This is a genomic window from Pseudomonas sp. LF-5, assembly GCF_037626295.1.
Classification (GTDB): domain Bacteria; phylum Pseudomonadota; class Gammaproteobacteria; order Pseudomonadales; family Pseudomonadaceae; genus Aquipseudomonas; species Aquipseudomonas monsensis.
The window spans coordinates 981533-999241 of the sequence record NZ_JARKMT010000001.1; the positions used below are offsets into that span (position 1 = coordinate 981533).

Genomic DNA, 17709 nt, shown 5'->3' on the forward strand with positions numbered 1-17709 from the left:
ACAAAGGCTTGGTACATCTCTAAACCTGTGGGAGCTGGCTTGCCAGCGATGAGGCCCAGAAGGACACCACAGAAACACCTGATATTTTTTTGAACAAAAATGAAACCGGTTTCAGAGGTCAATAACAATGAATAAACCCGCCGTTTCCATCAGTCTGTCTAGCTACGGTGCCGAGCTCGTGCGCCAGCGCGGGCAGGATTTTTTCATCGACGTGCTCGCCGCCGCCGGTGCCGATCGCATCGAATGGCGCGAAGAATTACTGACCCGCGAAGTGCCCGCGCAACTGAGCGCCGCCACTCAAGCGCAGGGCCTGCAAAGTATTTATTCCTCGCCCACTGAGCTGTGGCTCGCCGGCCAGTCGCGGCCCAATCCTGAGCTGATCAACGCGCTGCAAAACGCCGAAGCGTTCGGCTCGAAATGGCTGAAAGTCTCCCTCGGCTACTTCACAGACACCAACGATCTGCAAGCCCTGGCCGAACGCTTGAAGCTCAGCCCGGTGCAGTTGCTGGTCGAGAACGACCAGACCTTGCACGGCGGGCGCATCGAACCGTTTCAGCGTTTCTTCGCCGCCGTCGAGCAGCACAACTTGCCGATCAAAATGACCTTCGACATCGGCAACTGGCAGTGGCAGGACCAGTCCGCCGCGAATGCTGCGCGCCTGTTGGGCCGGCACGTCGGTTACGTGCATTGCAAAGCCGTTGCCCGCCGCCCGGACGGCAAACTGGTGGCGGTGCCGCCGACGGTCAGTGACCTGCATCTGTGGGAACAACTGTTGCGGCACATGGCCCAAGGCGTTATGCGCGCCGCCGAATACCCGTTGCAGGGAGACAACCTGGTGGCGTTGACCCGTGAACACGTCGCCGCCCTCGCCCACCTCGGCCAGTCCCGCCTGGAGCCTGCTCATGTCTGAGATCGATATTCTGTCGTTTGGCGAAACCATGGCGATGCTGGTCGCTGAGCAAACCGGTGAACTGGCAACCGTCGAACACTTTCACAAGCGCATCGCTGGCGCGGACAGCAACGTGGCCATCGGGTTGTCGCGGCTGGGCTTCAACGTCGCCTGGTTGAGTCGGGTCGGCAACGATTCCCTCGGCCGTTTTGTCGTCGAGACTCTGATCAGGGAAGGTCTGGATTGCAGCCATGTCGATGTCGATGTCGATAACCAGCATCCGACCGGTTTCCAGTTCAAGTCCCGTAACGATGATGGCAGCGATCCGCAGGTCGAGTATTTCCGCCGGGGATCGGCGGCCAGTCGCCTGTCGCCGCAATCCATCACCGACCGCTTGCTGAGCGCCCGCCATCTGCACGCCACCGGCATCCCGCCGGCGCTATCGGCCTCGACACGGGAGATGTCCTTTGAACTGATGACACGCATGCGCAATGCCGGGCGCAGCGTGTCGTTCGATCCCAATCTGCGTCCGAGCCTGTGGGCCAGCGAGCGCGAGATGATCGGCGAGATCAACCGCCTCGCCGCCCTCGCCCATTGGGTGCTGCCGGGTTTGAGTGAAGGTCGTTTGCTCACTGGTTTCGAAGACCCGGCGGACATTGCTGCGTTTTATCTCGATCAAGGTGCCGAAGCGGTGGCGATCAAGCTTGGGCCGCAAGGCGCTTATTACCGCACGCATCTGGCATCGGGGTTTGTCGCCGGTGTGCCGGTGGCGCATGTCGTCGACACGGTCGGTGCCGGTGACGGTTTTGCGGTGGGGATGATCAGTGCCCTGCTTGAGCACCAGAGTTTTGCCGAGGCGGTGCAGCGTGCGAACTGGATTGGCAGTCGGGCGGTGCAGAGTCGCGGGGATATGGAGGGCCTTCCAACCCGGGCTGAACTCTTCAGCGAATTTGAGGCCGCCATCGCTGGCAAGCCAGCTCCCACAAGGGTTGGTGGTGGCAATGCAATCTTTGACATACCCGAGATCCCTGTGGGAGCTGGCTTGCCAGCGATGAGGCCCTGACAGGCAACCGATTCATTGAACCTGCTGCGACAAAAACAACAAGCTCAGGAGCAAGACCCATGAAAACCGCAACCCTCGCCGCCCGCCGCTGGTGGTACATCATGCCGATTGTGTTCATCACCTACAGCCTGGCGTATCTGGATCGCGCCAACTACGGCTTCGCCGCCGCATCGGGCATGGCCGAAGACCTGATGATCACACCGGGCCTGTCATCGCTGCTCGGGGCGCTGTTCTTCCTCGGTTACTTTTTCTTCCAGGTGCCGGGTGCGATCTACGCGCAAAAACACAGCGTGAAGAAACTGATTTTCGTCAGCCTGATCCTTTGGGGCGGCCTCGCCACCCTGACCGGCGTGGTCTCCAACGCCTATTGGCTGATCGTCATCCGCTTCATGCTCGGCGTGGTCGAAGCGGCCGTGATGCCGGCGATGCTGGTGTACCTGTGCCACTGGTTCACCCGCGCCGAACGCTCTCGGGCCAACACGTTTCTGATCCTCGGCAACCCGGTGACGATGCTGTGGATGTCGGTGGTTTCGGGCTATCTGGTGCAGCATTTCAGCTGGCGCTGGATGTTCATCATCGAAGGCCTGCCGGCGGTGCTCTGGGCGTTTATCTGGTGGCGCCTGGCCGATGATCGCCCGGCCCAGGCCAAGTGGCTCAACGACCAGGAAAAACACGATCTGGAGAGTGCGCTGGCGGCTGAACAGGTCGGGATCAAAGCGGTGAAGAATTACGCCGAGGCATTCCGCTCGCCGAAGGTGATCGTCCTTGCGCTGCAGTTTTTCTGCTGGAGCATCGGCGTTTACGGCTTTGTGCTGTGGCTGCCGTCGATCCTCAAGGCCGGTGCGCAAATGGACATGATCGAAGCCGGTTGGCTGTCGGCGCTGCCGTACCTGGCGGCGGTGATCGGCATGCTCGTGGTGTCGTGGGGTTCGGACAAGTTGCAGAAGCGCAAACGCTTCGTCTGGCCGCCGCTGCTGATCGCGTCCATTGCGTTCTACGGCTCTTACGCACTGGGCGCTGAGCATTTCTGGTGGTCGTACACGCTGCTGGTGATTGCCGGCGCCTGCATGTACGCGCCGTACGGACCGTTTTTCGCCATCGTTCCGGAGATTCTGCCGGCCAACGTGGCGGGTGGTGCGATGGCGTTGATCAACAGCATGGGCGCGCTCGGTTCGTTCGGCGGTTCGTATCTGGTCGGCTACCTCAATAGCTCAACCGGTTCGCCCGGTGCGTCTTACCTGCTGATGAGCGGCGCGCTGATGTTATCGGTGGTGCTGACGATTTTTCTCAAGCCCGGCGCAAGCGATCGCGTCGTGGCCAAAGCCGCTGCCACGCGTCCCGTGCCGGCTCATTCCTGAAGAGATGCTTGCCATGAAAAAACACGTTGTGTTGTACAAGAAACTCTCGCCAGTGCTGATGGCGCGACTGCACGAACGGTTCGACGTGACGCTGATCGACAGCCTCGACAGCGACGGCCTGATGAAACTGCGCGACGCCCTGCCCGGCGCCCACGGTTTGCTTGGCGCCAGTCTGAAGCTGGATGCGGCACTACTCGATCTGGCACCGAAGCTGGAGGCGATTGCCAGCGTCTCGGTGGGCGTCGACAACTACGACATCGACTACCTGACGCGGCGCAAGATCCTGCTCAGCAACACGCCTGATGTGCTCACCGAAACCACCGCCGACACCGGTTTCGCGCTGATCCTCGCTGCTGCCCGGCGCGTAGTGGAACTGGCAAACATGGTGCGCAGCGGCCAGTGGCATCGCAATATCGGCCCGGCGCATTTCGGCACCGATGTGCATGGCAAGACCCTGGGCATCATCGGCATGGGCCGCATCGGTGAAGCGTTGGCCCAGCGTGGGCATTTCGGTTTTGGCATGCCGGTGATCTATCACAGCCAGTCGCGCAAACCGGCAGTCGAGGCGCGGTTTGATGCGCAATATCGCAGCCTTGAAGAGCTGCTCCAGCAGGCCGACTTCATTTGCCTGACCTTGCCGCTGACCGCGCAGACCGAAGGCTTGATTGGTGCTGAGGAGTTTGCGCTGATGCGTCCGCAAAGCATCTTCATTAACATTTCGCGGGGCAAAGTGGTGGATGAGGCGGCGATGATTGAAGCGCTGCGTCATCAGCGCATTCGTGCGGCGGGATTGGATGTGTTCGAGCGTGAGCCGTTGCAGCATGACTCGCCGTTGTTGCAACTGAATAATGTGGTGGCGACGCCGCACATGGGCTCGGCAACGCATGAGACGCGCGAAGCGATGGCGCGCTGTGCGGTGGAGAATCTGCTGGCGGCACTGGCTGGGGAAAAACCTGCGAATCTGGTGAATCCATCGGCTTGGCAGGGCTGAATTAATCGGTGGCTGTCATGCCGCCTTCGCGAGCAAGCTCGCTCCCACATTTGAAACGCATTCCCCTGTGGGAGCGAGCTTGCTCGCGAAGAGGCCGGTACAGGCAACACAAAACCATCAGGCACTGCGCGCCTGTAACAGCTGCGCCGCACACAGTGTAATCCGCGAGCAGGCGTCCGCCAGTTTGACCCGATCCACCACCAGCCCGATGCGAATATGCCCCGCTGCACTGGGCCCAAACGCCTCACCAGCCAGCACCGACACGCCGTAATTTTCCAGCAAGCGCTCGGCAAACGCTTGAGCGCCTAACCCGGTCTGGCGCACATCGACCATCACGAACATGCCGCCATCCGGGCGGATCGGTTGCAAACCCGGGCAGCCCTGCAGCCGCTCGCAGACCAGATCCCGGCGCAAGCGATACTCCTCGCGCATCTGCGCCACTTCCGGCAGGTCCGTTTCCAGCGCAACCTGCGCGGCTTTCTGCACGAATTCCGGCAAACCGAACAGCATGCTCAACGACAGATTCACCAAGTGTTCGGCCAACGCTTTTGGCCCGATCGACCAACCGATCCGCCACCCGGTCATGGCGTGGGATTTCGACAGGCTGTTGATGGTCGCCGTGCGCTCCGCCATACCCGGCAGACTCGCCGGGCTGATGTGCTCGCCTTCGTAGAGCAAATCGCTGTAGACCTCATCGCTGATCAGCCATAAGTCATGACGAATGCACAGCGCCGCCAGTTCCTGCCAGATCAGCAGTGACAGGCTCGCGCCGCAGGGGTTGTTGGGACTGTTGAGCAGCATCGCCCGGGTCTTGCCGGTGATGCGTGCAGCGACATCGGCGGGGTCAACGCGAAAGCCATTTTCCGGACGCACCGGCACCGGCACCACGGTCGCCCCGCAGGCGCCGAACACGCCTTCGTAGGTGACGTACATCGGCTCGGCGACAATCACCTCGTCCCCCGGATCCAGCAGGCATTGCGCCACTGAATACACCGCGCATTGCGCCCCCGGCAGCACGATCACGTGGTCGGCATCGACCGCCTGACCGCAGCGTCGCTGATGCCGCCGGGCAATCAGTTTGCGCAAGGCCAAGCGGCCGCGCACTTCCGCATAATGCGTATCGCCGGCCAGCAGACTGTCGATGGCACCGTGGACGATCGGCAGCGGTGTATCGAAATCCGGATCGCCCACACTCAGCAGCAGGACATCGACGCCCTCAGCGCGCAACTCCAGCGCTCGGTCGTGAATCTGCCAGGCCGCTGCGCCCTCCCCGGCGATTCGTTGAGTCAAGGCTGAATAGCGCATGCACGTCTCCTGTTTGCGCAATCTCCAGCCTTCACCCTATCTCAAATCACAAAACGCGCCACCATGGCGTTCAAATCCACCGCCAGACGCGACAGCTCATGGGTGGCGGCGCTGGTCTGGTTGGCCCCGGCAGCCGATTGCGTAGCCAGATCGCGGATATTGACCAGATTCCGGTCAACTTCGCGGGACACTTGCGCCTGTTCTTCGGAGGCGCTGGCGATCACCAGGTTGCGCTCGTTGATCTGATGAATCGACTGGGTGATCTGCTCAAGGGCGACGCCGGCGGCGCGGGCCATTTCCAGGGTGGTCTGGGTGCGCTGGTTGCTCTGCTGCATCGACGAAACCGCTTCACCGGTGCCGTTCTGGATGCCGGCGACCATTTTTTCGATTTCCTGAGTCGATTGCGCGGTGCGATGGGCCAGTGCGCGCACTTCGTCAGCCACCACCGCAAAACCACGACCCGCCTCACCGGCACGCGCCGCTTCGATAGCTGCGTTGAGCGCCAGCAGGTTGGTCTGTTCGGCGATGGCGCGGATCACGTCGAGCACTTTGCCGATGTCCCGACCCTGCGCCGCCAGGCCTTCGATCATTTGCGCGGTGCTCTGCACGTCGTGGGTCATGGTCTGAATCGCGTCGACGGTTTTCACCACTTGATCGCGGCCTTCACGGGCGGCCTGGGTCGACTGGTTCGAGGCCTCGGAGGTTGAGACGGCGTTACGTGCAACCTCTTCCACGGCGGCGGTCATCTCGTTGACGGCAGTGGCGGCCTGTTCGATTTCGTTGTTCTGCTGTTGCAGGCCACGGGAGGCTTCTTCGGTGACCGCGCTGAGCTCTTCGGCTGCGGCGCCCAGTTGGGTGGCGGAGCCGGCAATCTGCTCGATGGTCTTGCGCAGGTTGGTCTGCATCGTGGCCAGAGCCTGCAGCAGTTGCGTGGCTTCGTCCTTGCCGTCGATTTCGATGGCTTTGCTCAAATTGCCATCGGCAATGGTTTGCGCCACCAGCACCGCCCGGTTCAACGGCGTAACGATGCTGCGCGTCAGCAGCAATGCCAGCAATACCGTCGCCAACGCAGCAATCACCGCGACAATGATGATGCCGGTAATGGCGCTGTCGTAATACTCACCTGCCTGAGTGGAGGCGACTTTGGCACCCGCTGCGTTGATCGCGATCAGCTTGTTGAGCTGCTCGCCCATCCGGTCGGTGCCTTCCTTGATCTTTGTGTTAATCAGGGTACGCATCTCCTCGACCTTGTCCTGACGCGACAAGTCCATCATCTGGTTTTGCGCTTGCAGGTAATTGTCGAGCGTCGTCGCGAACGCCTGGTACAGGGCACGCTCCTCGGCTTCCGCAGGCAATGCCGCGTAGCTGGCCTGAGCACTGCGTACCTTATCCACCAACACGCCAATCCGCGTCTGCGCCTCTTGCAGGCCGGCCGGCTCGCGGTTGACCAGAATGCGGAACGACAGAATCCGCAGGCGCAACACGTTTTCCGTCACCACGCCAAGGTAGGTGACGCTGGGCAGTTGATTGGTATCCATGTCGATGGAGGCCTGGCGAATGATCGACATGCGATTGACGGCGAACACGCCAAGGACAATCACCAGCAAGGCGATAAAGGCAAAACCGAGGAAGGCACGGGGCGCGATTTTCAGATTACGCAAAGACATGGTTGGACTCTCGGATAGAGGTAGCTGCGAGCGTCCTTGCCGTCATCACCAGTCCTTGGAGCGGGACCGGTCTGGCGTCACGGTTCAAGGGAATCTGTGTGCGCCTGATCTCTGTATCGGCCAGGCTTTAGGAAGGTTTCATGTAAAACGGAACTATTTTTCAAGGTGTTACAGCGATGAAACACCGTGAGCGTTTGAGCAAAGTCGGTGGTGAGGGAGCTTGCTCCGGCTCGGCTGTGCAGCAGTCTTGGAATCATCGAACACGGTGGATCCGAAGGATTGACACCAAGAGGGTTGGGGCTGCTTCGCAGCCCGGCGCGGGCAAGCTCCCTCGCCACAGGTTAATCAATGCTGATCGGGCTGATTCTTGGCCATCTGCCAGACACGGGCGATGTCGGCCGCACGTTCACGCAGCAATCGCGGCGCTTCGGCGCAGGCCTGCTCAAGGGGCATCGGCCCGCTGGTAACGGCGAATGCGGCATCAATGCCGTGGCCGTAGAGTTCCTGATAGCCCTCGCCAAGAGTGCCGGCAATGACGATCACCGGAACCTGCTGCTGTTTGGCAATCCGCGCCACGCCAAACGGGGTTTTGCCGCGCAGGGTCTGCGCATCGAAACGGCCTTCGCCGGTGATCACCAGATCCGCGCCTTTCACCGCTTCGGCGAGGCCCACCAGTTCGGCGACCACTTCCACGCCGGCCCGAAATTGCGCGCCCAAAAACGCCTTGGCAGCAAATCCCAGACCACCGGCTGCACCGCTGCCCGGTTCATCTCGCACGTCTTTGCCCAAGGCGTGTGCACAGTGTTCGGCAAAATGGCCCAGCGCTTGATCCAGTTGCTGAACTTGGGCAGGCGATGCACCTTTTTGCGGGCCGAAAATCGCTGAAGCACCGTGCGGACCGCAGAGTGGATTGTTGACGTCTGCGGCGATGTCGAAGCGCACGTGGGCCAGACGCGGGTCCAGGTCACTCAGTTCCAGACGCGCCAATTGCGCCAGTGCCAGACCGCCCGGCACCAGCGACTGACCTTGCGCATCCAGCAGTTTCACCCCCAGCGCCTGCATCGCGCCGGCGCCGCCGTCGTTGGTCGCGCTGCCGCCAATCGCCAGAATCACTCGTTGCGCGCCAGCATCCAGCGCCGCACGGATCAACTCACCAGTGCCGAAGGTGCTGCTGATGCAGGCGTCACGTTGCCCCGGCGGCACCAATTGCAAACCGCTGGCCTCGGCCATCTCGATGATCGCGGTGTGGTTGTGCGGCAACCAGCCCCACGCCGCGTCCACCGGCACGCCCAGCGGGCCACGTACGCGGCTGCGGCGCCGTTCGCCTTCGCACGCGGCGAGAATCGAGTCGACCGTGCCTTCACCGCCATCGGCCATCGGGCATTTGACCAGCGTGGCTTGTGGCCAGACTTGCGCCAGGCCCAAAGCAATGGCCTCGGCGACGCCCTGGGCACTCAGGCTGTCCTTGAACGAATCGGGGGCGATGACGATCTTCATGCGAATTCTCCAGTTCCAATGCTCCTCATGCTGCCAGTCAGCCCGCACATTGACGCCTGTCCGCTGCACAAGCGCTGTGGGCGTTTATTGTTCATTTTCACAAAGGCCCTGGAATCGAGGCTGAATGTTCCTGCCCTATCGCTGGCAAGCCAGCTCCCACAGGGAACTTCAGTGACCATGAATTTTGTAACCACCGCAGAGACTGTGGGAGCTGGCTTGCCAGCGATGGCGGCAGCAAGAACAACTCATGCCGCAGGATCAGTCTGGGGCAGGAGTTGCACGCCGAGATACAACGCCAGCATCCCGTCCAGCCTTAACGGATCAACCCCACTCAACTCGGCAATCCGCTCCATCCGGTAACGCAAACTGTTGCGATGAATCCCCAGCGCATCCGCACACGCCTGGCTTTGCCCGTCGTGCTCGCACCAACTGCGCAACGTCGCCAGCAACTGGCCGTTGCCGTCCTTGGCGATGACCTTGCGCAACGGCTTGAGCAATTCATCCAGCGCATCGTCATTGCGATGCCGCCACAGCATCACCGGCAGCCGATAACGATTGAGCGTCAGCAAACGCGAGTGCGGCAGCACCTCTCGTCCATACGCCAGAAGATCGCCGACCCGCCGATAGCAACGGCGCAACCCGACCAGCCCATCCGCCTGCCCGCCCACGGCGATGCGCAAAATATTCCAGCCCAGGCCGTCGAGCTTTTCCAGCAAGCGGTCAGATTCGACGTTGTGGCTCGCCGGTCGACACCACAACAGCGACGACTTTGCCGAACTCACGCACCAGCTATCGGGATAACGTGAGGTCAGCCAGGCACTCAGGGCCTCGACGGTCTGCCCCGGGCCGTGCTCCATACCCAATTCGAACAGATACGGCACCCGGGTCAATTGCGGTTTGAGACCGAGTTGCTGCGCCTCGTCGATCAGGCGTGGCGAATCCCCCGCCTCGCTGAGCAACAGCGCCAGCAAGTCATCGCAACGCTGACGGCGCCATTGCTGTTCGGCCTGTTGATTGCGCTGGCCAACGAGCATTTCCGCGGTCATGCGCACCAGTTCGGCGTAAGTGCGCAACTGCTCCGGCTCGCCGGTGATGCCGAGCACGCCGATCAAGCGCTGATCGAGCAACAGCGGCAAATTGATGCCCGGCTGCACGCCTTTCAAATGCACGGCGGTCTGCGCGTCAATCTCTACCACCCGACCGTTGGCCAGCACCAATTGCGCACCTTCGTGACGGGTGTTGATCCGCTCCGGCTCGCCACTGCCAAGGATCAAGCCCTGGCTGTCCATGACGTTGACGTTGTAGGGCAAAATGGCCATGGCACGGTCGACGATGTCTTGGGCGAGGTCGTGATCGAGTTCGAACATAAGCGCTGGAATCCTTGAAAACAGGCACGGACAGGTTGTTCACCCGCACAGGGTCTGGCGGCAAACCCTGTGCTCAGGCACAAAGACAATCCGGCCACCGGTGGCCGAGACTCTCAGGGCGATCAACGTTACCCTTTGCATCGCCAAAAATCATAATAAAGAGAGAGCCGCTATGTCGCACAGCGCCGCAGCTACCCAGACCATCGCAGACGATAAAAACGCCGTCTACAAACGCATCACCCTGCGTTTGATCCCCTTCATCTTCATCTGCTACCTGTTCAACTACCTCGACCGGGTCAACGTTGGATTTGCCAAACTGCAGATGCTCGATGCCCTGAAATTCAGTGAAACCGTCTACGGCCTCGGTGCCGGGATTTTCTTCATCGGCTACGTGCTGTGCGGCGTGCCAAGCAACCTGGCCCTGACCCGATTCGGTCCGCGGCGCTGGATTGCCTTGATGATGATTACCTGGGGCACGTTGTCGACCTGCCTGCTGTTCGTCACCACGCCGACCGAGTTTTACACCCTGCGCCTGTTCACCGGTGCGGCCGAAGCCGGGTTCTTCCCAGGCGTCGTGCTGTACCTCTCGCAGTGGTTCCCGACCTTCCGCCGGGGGCGGATCATGGCGCTGTTCATGTCGGCAATTCCAGTGTCCGGCCTGCTCGGCAGCCCGTTCTCTGGCTGGATTCTCAATCACTTCGCGGCGGGCCAGGGCGGTCTGGCCGGCTGGCAGTGGATGTTCCTGCTGCAAGGCATCCCGACGGTGATCCTCGGCGCCCTCGCCTATTTCCTGTTGAGCGACAGCTTCGCCAACGCCAAATGGCTGAGCCCGCACGAGCGTGCAGTGCTGGAGGCCGATCAGGCCGAAGACCTCGCGAACAAACCGAAAACCACCTCCGATTCATTAATCGCGGTGTTCAAGAACCCGGCGATCTGGGCCTTCGGCCTGATCTATTTCTGCATCCAGAGTGGCGTGTACGCGATCAACTTCTGGCTGCCGTCGATCATCAAGAACCTCGGCTTCAGCGACAACCTGGTGATCGGCTGGCTGAGCGCGATTCCGTACCTGCTGGCAGCGGTGTTCATGCTGGCGGTCGGGCGATCGGCGGACTTGCGCAAAGAGCGTCGCTGGCATTTGGTGGTGCCGATGCTGATGGGCGCGATCGGTCTGGTGATCGCGGTTAATTTCGCCGCCAACCCGGCGATTGCGATTCTCGGCCTGACCATTGCGACCATGGGCGCGCTGACCGGCCTGCCGATGTTCTGGCCAGTACCGACGGCGATGTTGAGTGCCGGTGCTGCCGCCGGAGGCCTGGCGTTGATCAACTCCATGGGACAAATGGCCGGATTTCTCAGCCCTTATCTGGTGGGTTGGGTCAAGGACACCACCGGCTCCACCGATGCGGCGTTGTACCTGCTGGCGGCGGTGATTGTCGGCGGCAGTCTGCTGGCGTTGCGCATGACCCGCACATTGCGCGCCTGATCACGTTGTAAAACGCAAAAGATCGCAGCCTGCGATCTTTTGCACTCAAGCCAACGCATCCAATTCGATCACCGCGCCACCCGGCATCTGCACAAAAATCTGCCAGATCCCGTCCTCCGGCACCTGCGCCACCTGATACGGCAAACCGCTGTCGCGCACCCGTTGCAGCACGGCTTCTGCCGGCTCATCCGTGCGAAAGGCAATGTGGCTCAACGCCGTATCGTCGAACGTCGGCTGCTCGATCACGTGCACCACGGCGTGCGCATCCTGATACAGCCATCGCCCGGGAAACGGAAACGGTGGTCGGCGCCCCGGCGTCAGGCCGAGCAAGCTGGCGAAACTGTCCTGCAAGCTCTGGCCATCGGCGGTGTTGAAGGCCAGGTGATCGAATGTCCAGGTCATGCTCATCTCCTGCGGTTGTTGATTGATTGCAGTATCACGGCTTGCCAATCACGGAAAAATCCCGTTAAAACGCAAAGATCTTTAAAGGATTTTTAGCAATGAGCTCGATTCTCGATCTGGAGATTTTCGTCCGCGTGGCCGATTCCGGCAGTATTTCTGCCGCTGCACGGGCGCTGGAACTGACCCCGGCCGCTGCCAGCATTGCCCTGAAACGCCTGGAAACCCGGCTCGGTATCCGTTTGCTCGCACGCTCCACCCGCAGCATGCGCCTGACCGAGGAAGGCCGGCGTTATCTGGACAGTGTGCGCCTGGCCCTGGCGACACTGGCCGACGGCGAACAAGCGCTGAAACAATCAGGTGAAGGCCTGAACGGCGTGTTGCAACTGGCGGCACCCTCGGACTTCGGCCGCAACGTGTTACTGCCGTGGCTGGACGATTTCAAGCGCGCACACCCGAATATCCGCCTGCAATTGCTGCTCAACGACCGCCACGCCGATCTGTTTCGCGAAACCGTGGACATCGCGCTGCGCTTCGGCGTGCTGAGCGACTCGACGCTGGTGGCGTTGCCGATTTTGCCGACGCATCGCCGCGTTGCCTGCGCCAGCCCCGATTATCTGGCCCGTCATGGCACACCACAGCACCCGACGGAACTGGGCGATCACAGTGCCCTGCTCTACCTGCGCAACGGCCGCCCCTACAACAGTTGGCGTTTCAACCGTGACGATGAAGCCGTCGAAGTCGAAGTCCACGGCGACTACCTCAGCGACGACGGTGAAGTCGCCCGGCGCTGGGCGCTGGCCGGGCATGGCATCGCCTACAAGGCCTGGCTGGATGTCGCCGAAGACGCGCGCGCCGGACGCCTGCGCACGTTATTCGACGACTGGCACGGCGAAAGCGTGCCATTCAATCTGCTCTGTCCACACCGGGTTCAGGTGTCCGAGCGGGTCAAGGTCTTGCAGGCATTTTTGCGCGAGCGATGTGCGGCATTGAGTCGATAATTCACTTTGCCCCGTCACACGCATCTGGTATTTGATGAACGCTTTCCCACCGACAGAAAGGATTTCGGCATGAGCTATCGCACACTGGGTCACTCGGGCTTGCAGGTGTCTACCCTCACCCTCGGCACGATGATGTTCGGCGAGCAGACCAGCCACGAAGAGTCGTTGCGCATCATCGACAAGGCCTGGGATCAGGGCATCAATTTCATCGACACCGCTGACGTCTACACCAATGGCCGTTCGGAAGAGATCGTCGGCGAAGCGATTGCCGGCAACCGGCATGAGTGGGTGTTGGCGACCAAAGTCGGCTTTGGTCCGGTGGACGGCGTGCCGAACCGCAGCGGCCTGAGCCGCAAACATATCTTCAATGGTCTGGATGCCAGCCTGACACGACTGGGCACCGACTACCTCGACATCTATTACCTGCACCGCGAAGACCACAACACGCCGCTGGACGTGACGATCTCGGCCATCGGCGACCTGATCCGTCAGGGCAAGATCCGTTACTGGGGGCTGTCCAACTATCGCGGCTGGCGGATTGCCGAGGTGATTCGCGTCGCCGACCAACTGGGTGTCGACCGCCCGGTCATCAGCCAGCCGCTGTACAACATCGTCAACCGCCAGGCCGAAACCGAGCAGATCACCGCCGCGCAAACCTATGGCCTCGGTGTGGTGCCTTATAGCCCGCTGGCCCGTGGCGTGCTCAGCGGCAAGTACGCGCCCGATGCAGCCCCGGATATCAACAGCCGCGCCGGGCGTCAGGACAAACGCATTCTGGAAACCGAATGGCGGGTCGAGTCGCTGCGCATTGCCCAGCAGATTCAGCAATACACCGAGGGGCGTGGGGTGGGCATCGTCGAATTCGCCATTGCCTGGGTGCTCAATAACAGCGCGGTGGCCTCGGCGATTGTCGGCCCGCGCACAGAAGCCCAGTGGGACGCCTACACCAAGGCGCAAGCGGTGAAGATCACGGCGGAAGATGAGGCGTTTATCGACTCGCTGGTGACGCCGGGGCATGCCTCGACACCAGGGTTCAATGATGTGAGCCATTTCGTGTCGGGCCGTAAACCGCATTCGGCTTGAGATCCTCGCCCTCTGTAGCCCTCTCCCTCTGGGAGAGGGCACCGATTGGCAGATATTGAGGCTACGCTTTGGCGTGGGACCTGCGTGGTGAATCCATGATCGACTCGGTCTTTCGCGTCGCGCACTATCGCAAGACATCCCGATTCAGGCCCCTCTCCCTCTGGGAGAGGGTCACGGTGAGGGGCTTCTGAGGTCGTGTGTGAAATATTGATCGCTCGGCCAATATTCAGCACGAAAACCACGTATCCTTCGCGCCCCGTTTGATCACCCACCCGCGAGGACAGTTTGTCTAAAGGTATCGCTCTATCGGTTTCAGCCTCGGTGCTGTTTGCCGTCATGTATTACTACACCTCGCTGCTCACCCCATTGAGCGGCGTAGAAATCTTTGGCTGGCGGATGCTGCTGACCGTGCCGTGCATGACCGTGTTCATGCTGGTCTCCGGCGAATGGCGACGAGTACTGGAACTGATCCGCCTGATGGTCGCGAAGCCGAAACTGATTGGCGGGCTGATTGTTTCGGCCGCCCTGCTGGGCGTGCAACTGTGGCTGTTCATGTGGGCGCCGCTCAATGGATACAGCCTGGATGTGTCGCTGGGCTACTTCCTGCTGCCACTGGCGATGGTGCTGACCGGGCGCATAGCCTACGGCGAAAGCCTGTCGTACCTGCAGAAAGTAGCGGTGTTTTTCGCCAGCCTCGGCGTGTTGAACGAGTTGTATCAGGTCGGCGGCTTTTCCTGGGCGACTCTGGTGGTCGTGGTCGGCTATCCGCTGTATTTCGTGCTACGCAAATACCTGAAAACCGACAACCTTGGCGGACTGTGGGTCGACATGACGCTGATGCTGCCCGTGGCGTGGTGGTTTGTGCAGGGTGGCGAGCAAGGTTTGGGCGTGTTCGACCAATACCCGGGGCTGATGTGGCTGATTCCGCTGCTCGGCCTGATCAGTGCGTCAGCGCTGGTGGTGTACATCATCGCCAGTCGCTTGTTGCCGTTCAGCCTGTTCGGTTTGCTCAGTTATGTCGAGCCGGTGCTGTTGCTCGGTGTCGCGCTGTTGTTGGGTGAAAGCATCAAGGCCGGTGAATGGCTGACCTACATTCCGATCTGGCTCGCCGTTGTGGTGCTGGTGTTTGAAGGCTTCAAACACCTGATGCGGCAGCGCCGTCCTTAATCGCACGACAAAACAAATGTGGGAGCCAGCCTGCTGGCGATTGCAATCTGTCAGTCAACATCAACGTTGAATCTGAAGACGCTATCGCCAGCAGGCGGGCTCCCACAGTTTTTAGCGGTGTTACGGATTATTCGGTAGCGAGCACACCGCGACGCACCTGATCCCGCTCGATCGACTCGAACAGCGCCTTGAAGTTGCCCTCACCGAAACCATCGTCGCCTTTACGCTGGATGAATTCGAAGAACACCGGGCCCATCAGGGTTTCCGAGAAGATCTGCAGCAGCAAGCGCTTGTCGCCCTGCTCAGAAGCACCATCGAGCAGAATACCGCGCGATTGCAGTTGATCGACCGGCTCGCCGTGGTTCGGCAGACGGCCTTCGAGCATTTCGTAGTAGGTGTCCGGCGGCGCGGTCATGAAGCGCATGCCGATCTTCTTCAGCGCGTCCCAGGTCTTGATCAGGTCGTCGGTGAGGAACGCGACGTGCTGAATGCCCTCGCCGTTGAACTGCATCAGGAACTCTTCGATCTGCCCGGCACCCTTGGACGATTCCTCGTTGAGCGGGATACGGATCATGCCGTCCGGTGCGGTCATCGCTTTCGAAGTCAGGCCGGTGTATTCGCCCTTGATGTCGAAGTAGCGGATCTCGCGGAAGTTGAACAGCTTCTCGTAGAAGTTGGCCCAGTAAGCCATGCGGCCGCGATACACGTTGTGGGTCAGGTGGTCGATGATTTTCAGGCCGGCGCCGACCGGATTGCGGTCCACACCTTCGATGAACACGAAGTCGATGTCATAGATCGAGCTGCCCTCGCCGAAACGGTCGATCAGGTACAGCGGCGCGCCGCCAATGCCTTTGATCGCCGGCAGGTTCAGTTCCATCGGACCGGTTTCGATGTGGATCGGCTGGGCGCCGAGTTCCAGTGCACGGCTATAGGCTTTCTGCGAATCCTTGACGCGGAACGCCATGCCGCAAACGGACGGGCCGTGTTCGGCGGCGAAGTAGGAAGCGACGCTGTGCGGTTCGTTGTTGAGGATCAGGTTGATCGCGCCCTGACGGTACAGGTGCACGTTCTTGGAACGGTGGGTCGCGACTTTGGTGAAGCCCATGATCTCGAAGATCGGCTCCAGGGTGCCAGGGGTCGGCGATGCGAACTCGATGAACTCGAAGCCCATCAGGCCCATTGGGTTTTCGTATAAATCGGTCATGGTGACGCCTCATCATTCTTATCAATTAACCAGGGTTATTTGTCAGTAATGCTGAGACCGCCGGGAGGTGCACAGGAGATGCCTCGCACGCTGCGGGCGAGGAAGTCACCGTAGATCAGTTGAAACCCGAATATCTTCATTGTCGACCCAAGGCTCTTGCGGGCGAGGCTTCTGCTGCCAGAAGACGATTATTATTGTATGCGTAAACCGATTCTACACAGCGTAAATAGGGTTGTCTGCCCTCCCTATAAAATCCGCCTTTTTGCGCCCGGTGCAAGCGGTTTGTTGCACAGGTAAATGCCCGCCAGAATCAGCACTGCGCCCACGTACATTGGCGGCGTCAGTTGCTCGCCGAGCAGCAGCGCCCCCAGTATTACCGCCGTCAGCGGGTTCAGAGCAATGAACACGCCGGAGCGAGTCGCGCCGATCTTGCGGATGCCGTCGTAATAACCGATGTAGGCCAGCGCCGAACCAAACACCCCCAGATAGATCAGGCTAAGCCACTGTGGCGTACCGAGATCGCTCAACGCCGTCCAGCTCAACTCTCCACGCACGGCGGCCAACGTCCACAACATGAACGTGCCGATCAGGATCGAATACGTCACGGTCTGCAGCGGTCCGAGGCTTTGATTGAGGCGGCGCGAGAACAGCGAATACACGCCCCAGCCCACGACACAGCCGAAAATCAGCAGATCGCCCTTCCACGCATCGGGCGTCGCCATCAGTAACGCCGGGTTACGGCTGACGATCACCACGCCGGCACCGGCAATGCAGATCGCAATACCCAACACCTTCGATCGCCCCAGCCGCTCCTTGAATAAGAGCCAGGAAGCGACGCCGATGACCGCCGGATTCAACGCAACGATCAATGACGCCCGCGACGCGTTGATGTACTGCAGGCCATAAAAGAAGCACAGGTTGTAAAAGAAAATCCCGAACAACCCCAGGAGCGTCAGTTGCAACCATTGCGCAGGAGTCGGCCGCGCCAGAGGAACACGCGCCAGGCAGAGGAATCCCAGCAGTGCAGCGCTGGCCAACAGGAACCGCAGACTTGCGGCGAATATCGGGCTGAGCCCGCCCGCCAGAAAACGCCCGGCGACAAACGTGCCGCCCCAAACCATCGTGACCGCCGCCAACGTCAGGTAGACCGGTATTTCAGAAGATTGCGAATGAGTCTGCGCGAGATTGGCCATGACACTTCCAAAGCAAAACCAGGAGATGGCGTATCATTCACC

Annotated in this window: 15 protein-coding genes; 8 read left to right on the plus strand and 7 right to left on the minus strand. The window is 60.7% G+C overall.

Going from position 1 to position 17709, the window contains the following annotated elements; translation table 11 throughout:
• Positions 1–127: 127 nt before the first annotated feature.
• From PseuLF5_RS04410 to PseuLF5_RS04425, 4 genes are read left to right on the plus strand one after another with little or no spacing between them, the layout of a single operon-like run.
• Positions 128–910, plus strand: a complete 783-nt coding sequence (locus tag PseuLF5_RS04410) for a sugar phosphate isomerase/epimerase family protein (protein WP_340133021.1) — start codon at positions 128–130, stop codon at positions 908–910.
• A complete protein-coding gene (locus PseuLF5_RS04415; protein WP_340133022.1) occupies positions 903–1952 on the plus strand; it encodes a sugar kinase in 1050 nt (349 codons plus the stop codon). The genes PseuLF5_RS04410 and PseuLF5_RS04415 overlap by 8 nt, the downstream gene beginning before the upstream one ends.
• A gap of 59 nt (positions 1953–2011) precedes the next feature.
• Entirely contained in the window at positions 2012–3310 is a 1299-nt protein-coding gene (locus PseuLF5_RS04420) for an MFS transporter (protein ID WP_340133023.1), read from the plus strand.
• 13 nt (positions 3311–3323) lie between these two features.
• Complete coding sequence (locus PseuLF5_RS04425) at positions 3324–4301, plus strand: 2-hydroxyacid dehydrogenase (RefSeq protein WP_267794924.1); 978 nt, start codon at positions 3324–3326, stop codon at positions 4299–4301.
• 117 nt (positions 4302–4418) lie between these two features.
• Here the strand turns inward: PseuLF5_RS04425 and PseuLF5_RS04430 are convergent, their stop codons facing one another.
• From PseuLF5_RS04430 to PseuLF5_RS04445, 4 genes are all read right to left on the minus strand, one after another.
• Complete coding sequence (locus PseuLF5_RS04430) at positions 4419–5606, minus strand: pyridoxal phosphate-dependent aminotransferase (RefSeq protein WP_123468424.1); 1188 nt, start codon at positions 5604–5606, stop codon at positions 4419–4421.
• 41 nt (positions 5607–5647) lie between these two features.
• A complete protein-coding gene (locus tag PseuLF5_RS04435) occupies positions 5648–7273 on the minus strand; it encodes a methyl-accepting chemotaxis protein (protein WP_340133024.1) in 1626 nt (541 codons plus the stop codon).
• 345 nt (positions 7274–7618) lie between these two features.
• Positions 7619–8770, minus strand: coding sequence for a glycerate kinase (locus PseuLF5_RS04440; protein WP_128616145.1), 1152 nt, complete (start codon positions 8768–8770; stop codon positions 7619–7621).
• 245 nt (positions 8771–9015) lie between these two features.
• A complete protein-coding gene (locus PseuLF5_RS04445; protein ID WP_267794932.1) occupies positions 9016–10137 on the minus strand; it encodes a sugar diacid recognition domain-containing protein in 1122 nt (373 codons plus the stop codon).
• Between the two features lie 172 nt (positions 10138–10309).
• On the opposite strand from PseuLF5_RS04445, the gene PseuLF5_RS04450 reads away from it, so the two are divergent.
• On the plus strand, positions 10310–11620 hold the full coding sequence (locus tag PseuLF5_RS04450; protein ID WP_123468416.1) for an MFS transporter: 1311 nt from the start codon (positions 10310–10312) through the stop codon (positions 11618–11620).
• Between the two features lie 45 nt (positions 11621–11665).
• Here PseuLF5_RS04450 and PseuLF5_RS04455 read toward each other — a convergent pair whose 3' ends face one another.
• Entirely contained in the window at positions 11666–12022 is a 357-nt protein-coding gene (locus PseuLF5_RS04455; protein ID WP_340133025.1) for a hypothetical protein, read from the minus strand.
• Positions 12023–12120: 98 nt separating this feature from the next.
• On the opposite strand from PseuLF5_RS04455, the gene PseuLF5_RS04460 reads away from it, so the two are divergent.
• From PseuLF5_RS04460 to rarD, 3 genes are all read left to right on the plus strand, one after another.
• Positions 12121–13020 carry a LysR family transcriptional regulator gene (locus PseuLF5_RS04460; protein WP_340133026.1) on the plus strand — a complete coding sequence of 300 codons (900 nt, stop codon included), beginning with the start codon at positions 12121–12123 and terminating at the stop codon, positions 13018–13020.
• 69 nt (positions 13021–13089) lie between these two features.
• A complete protein-coding gene (locus PseuLF5_RS04465) occupies positions 13090–14103 on the plus strand; it encodes an aldo/keto reductase (protein WP_123468410.1) in 1014 nt (337 codons plus the stop codon).
• Between the two features lie 285 nt (positions 14104–14388).
• Positions 14389–15270: an EamA family transporter RarD gene (gene rarD / locus PseuLF5_RS04470; protein ID WP_267794937.1), complete on the plus strand. Its 882-nt coding sequence runs from the start codon at positions 14389–14391 to the stop codon at positions 15268–15270.
• 127 nt (positions 15271–15397) lie between these two features.
• Here rarD and hppD read toward each other — a convergent pair whose 3' ends face one another.
• The gene (hppD, locus tag PseuLF5_RS04475; protein ID WP_123468406.1) at positions 15398–16474 is read right to left on the minus strand and encodes a 4-hydroxyphenylpyruvate dioxygenase; all 1077 of its coding nucleotides are present in this window, start codon (positions 16472–16474) and stop codon (positions 15398–15400) included.
• 245 nt (positions 16475–16719) lie between these two features.
• Positions 16720–17667, minus strand: coding sequence for a DMT family transporter (locus tag PseuLF5_RS04480; RefSeq protein ID WP_340133027.1), 948 nt, complete (start codon positions 17665–17667; stop codon positions 16720–16722).
• Positions 17668–17709: the final 42 nt, after the last annotated feature.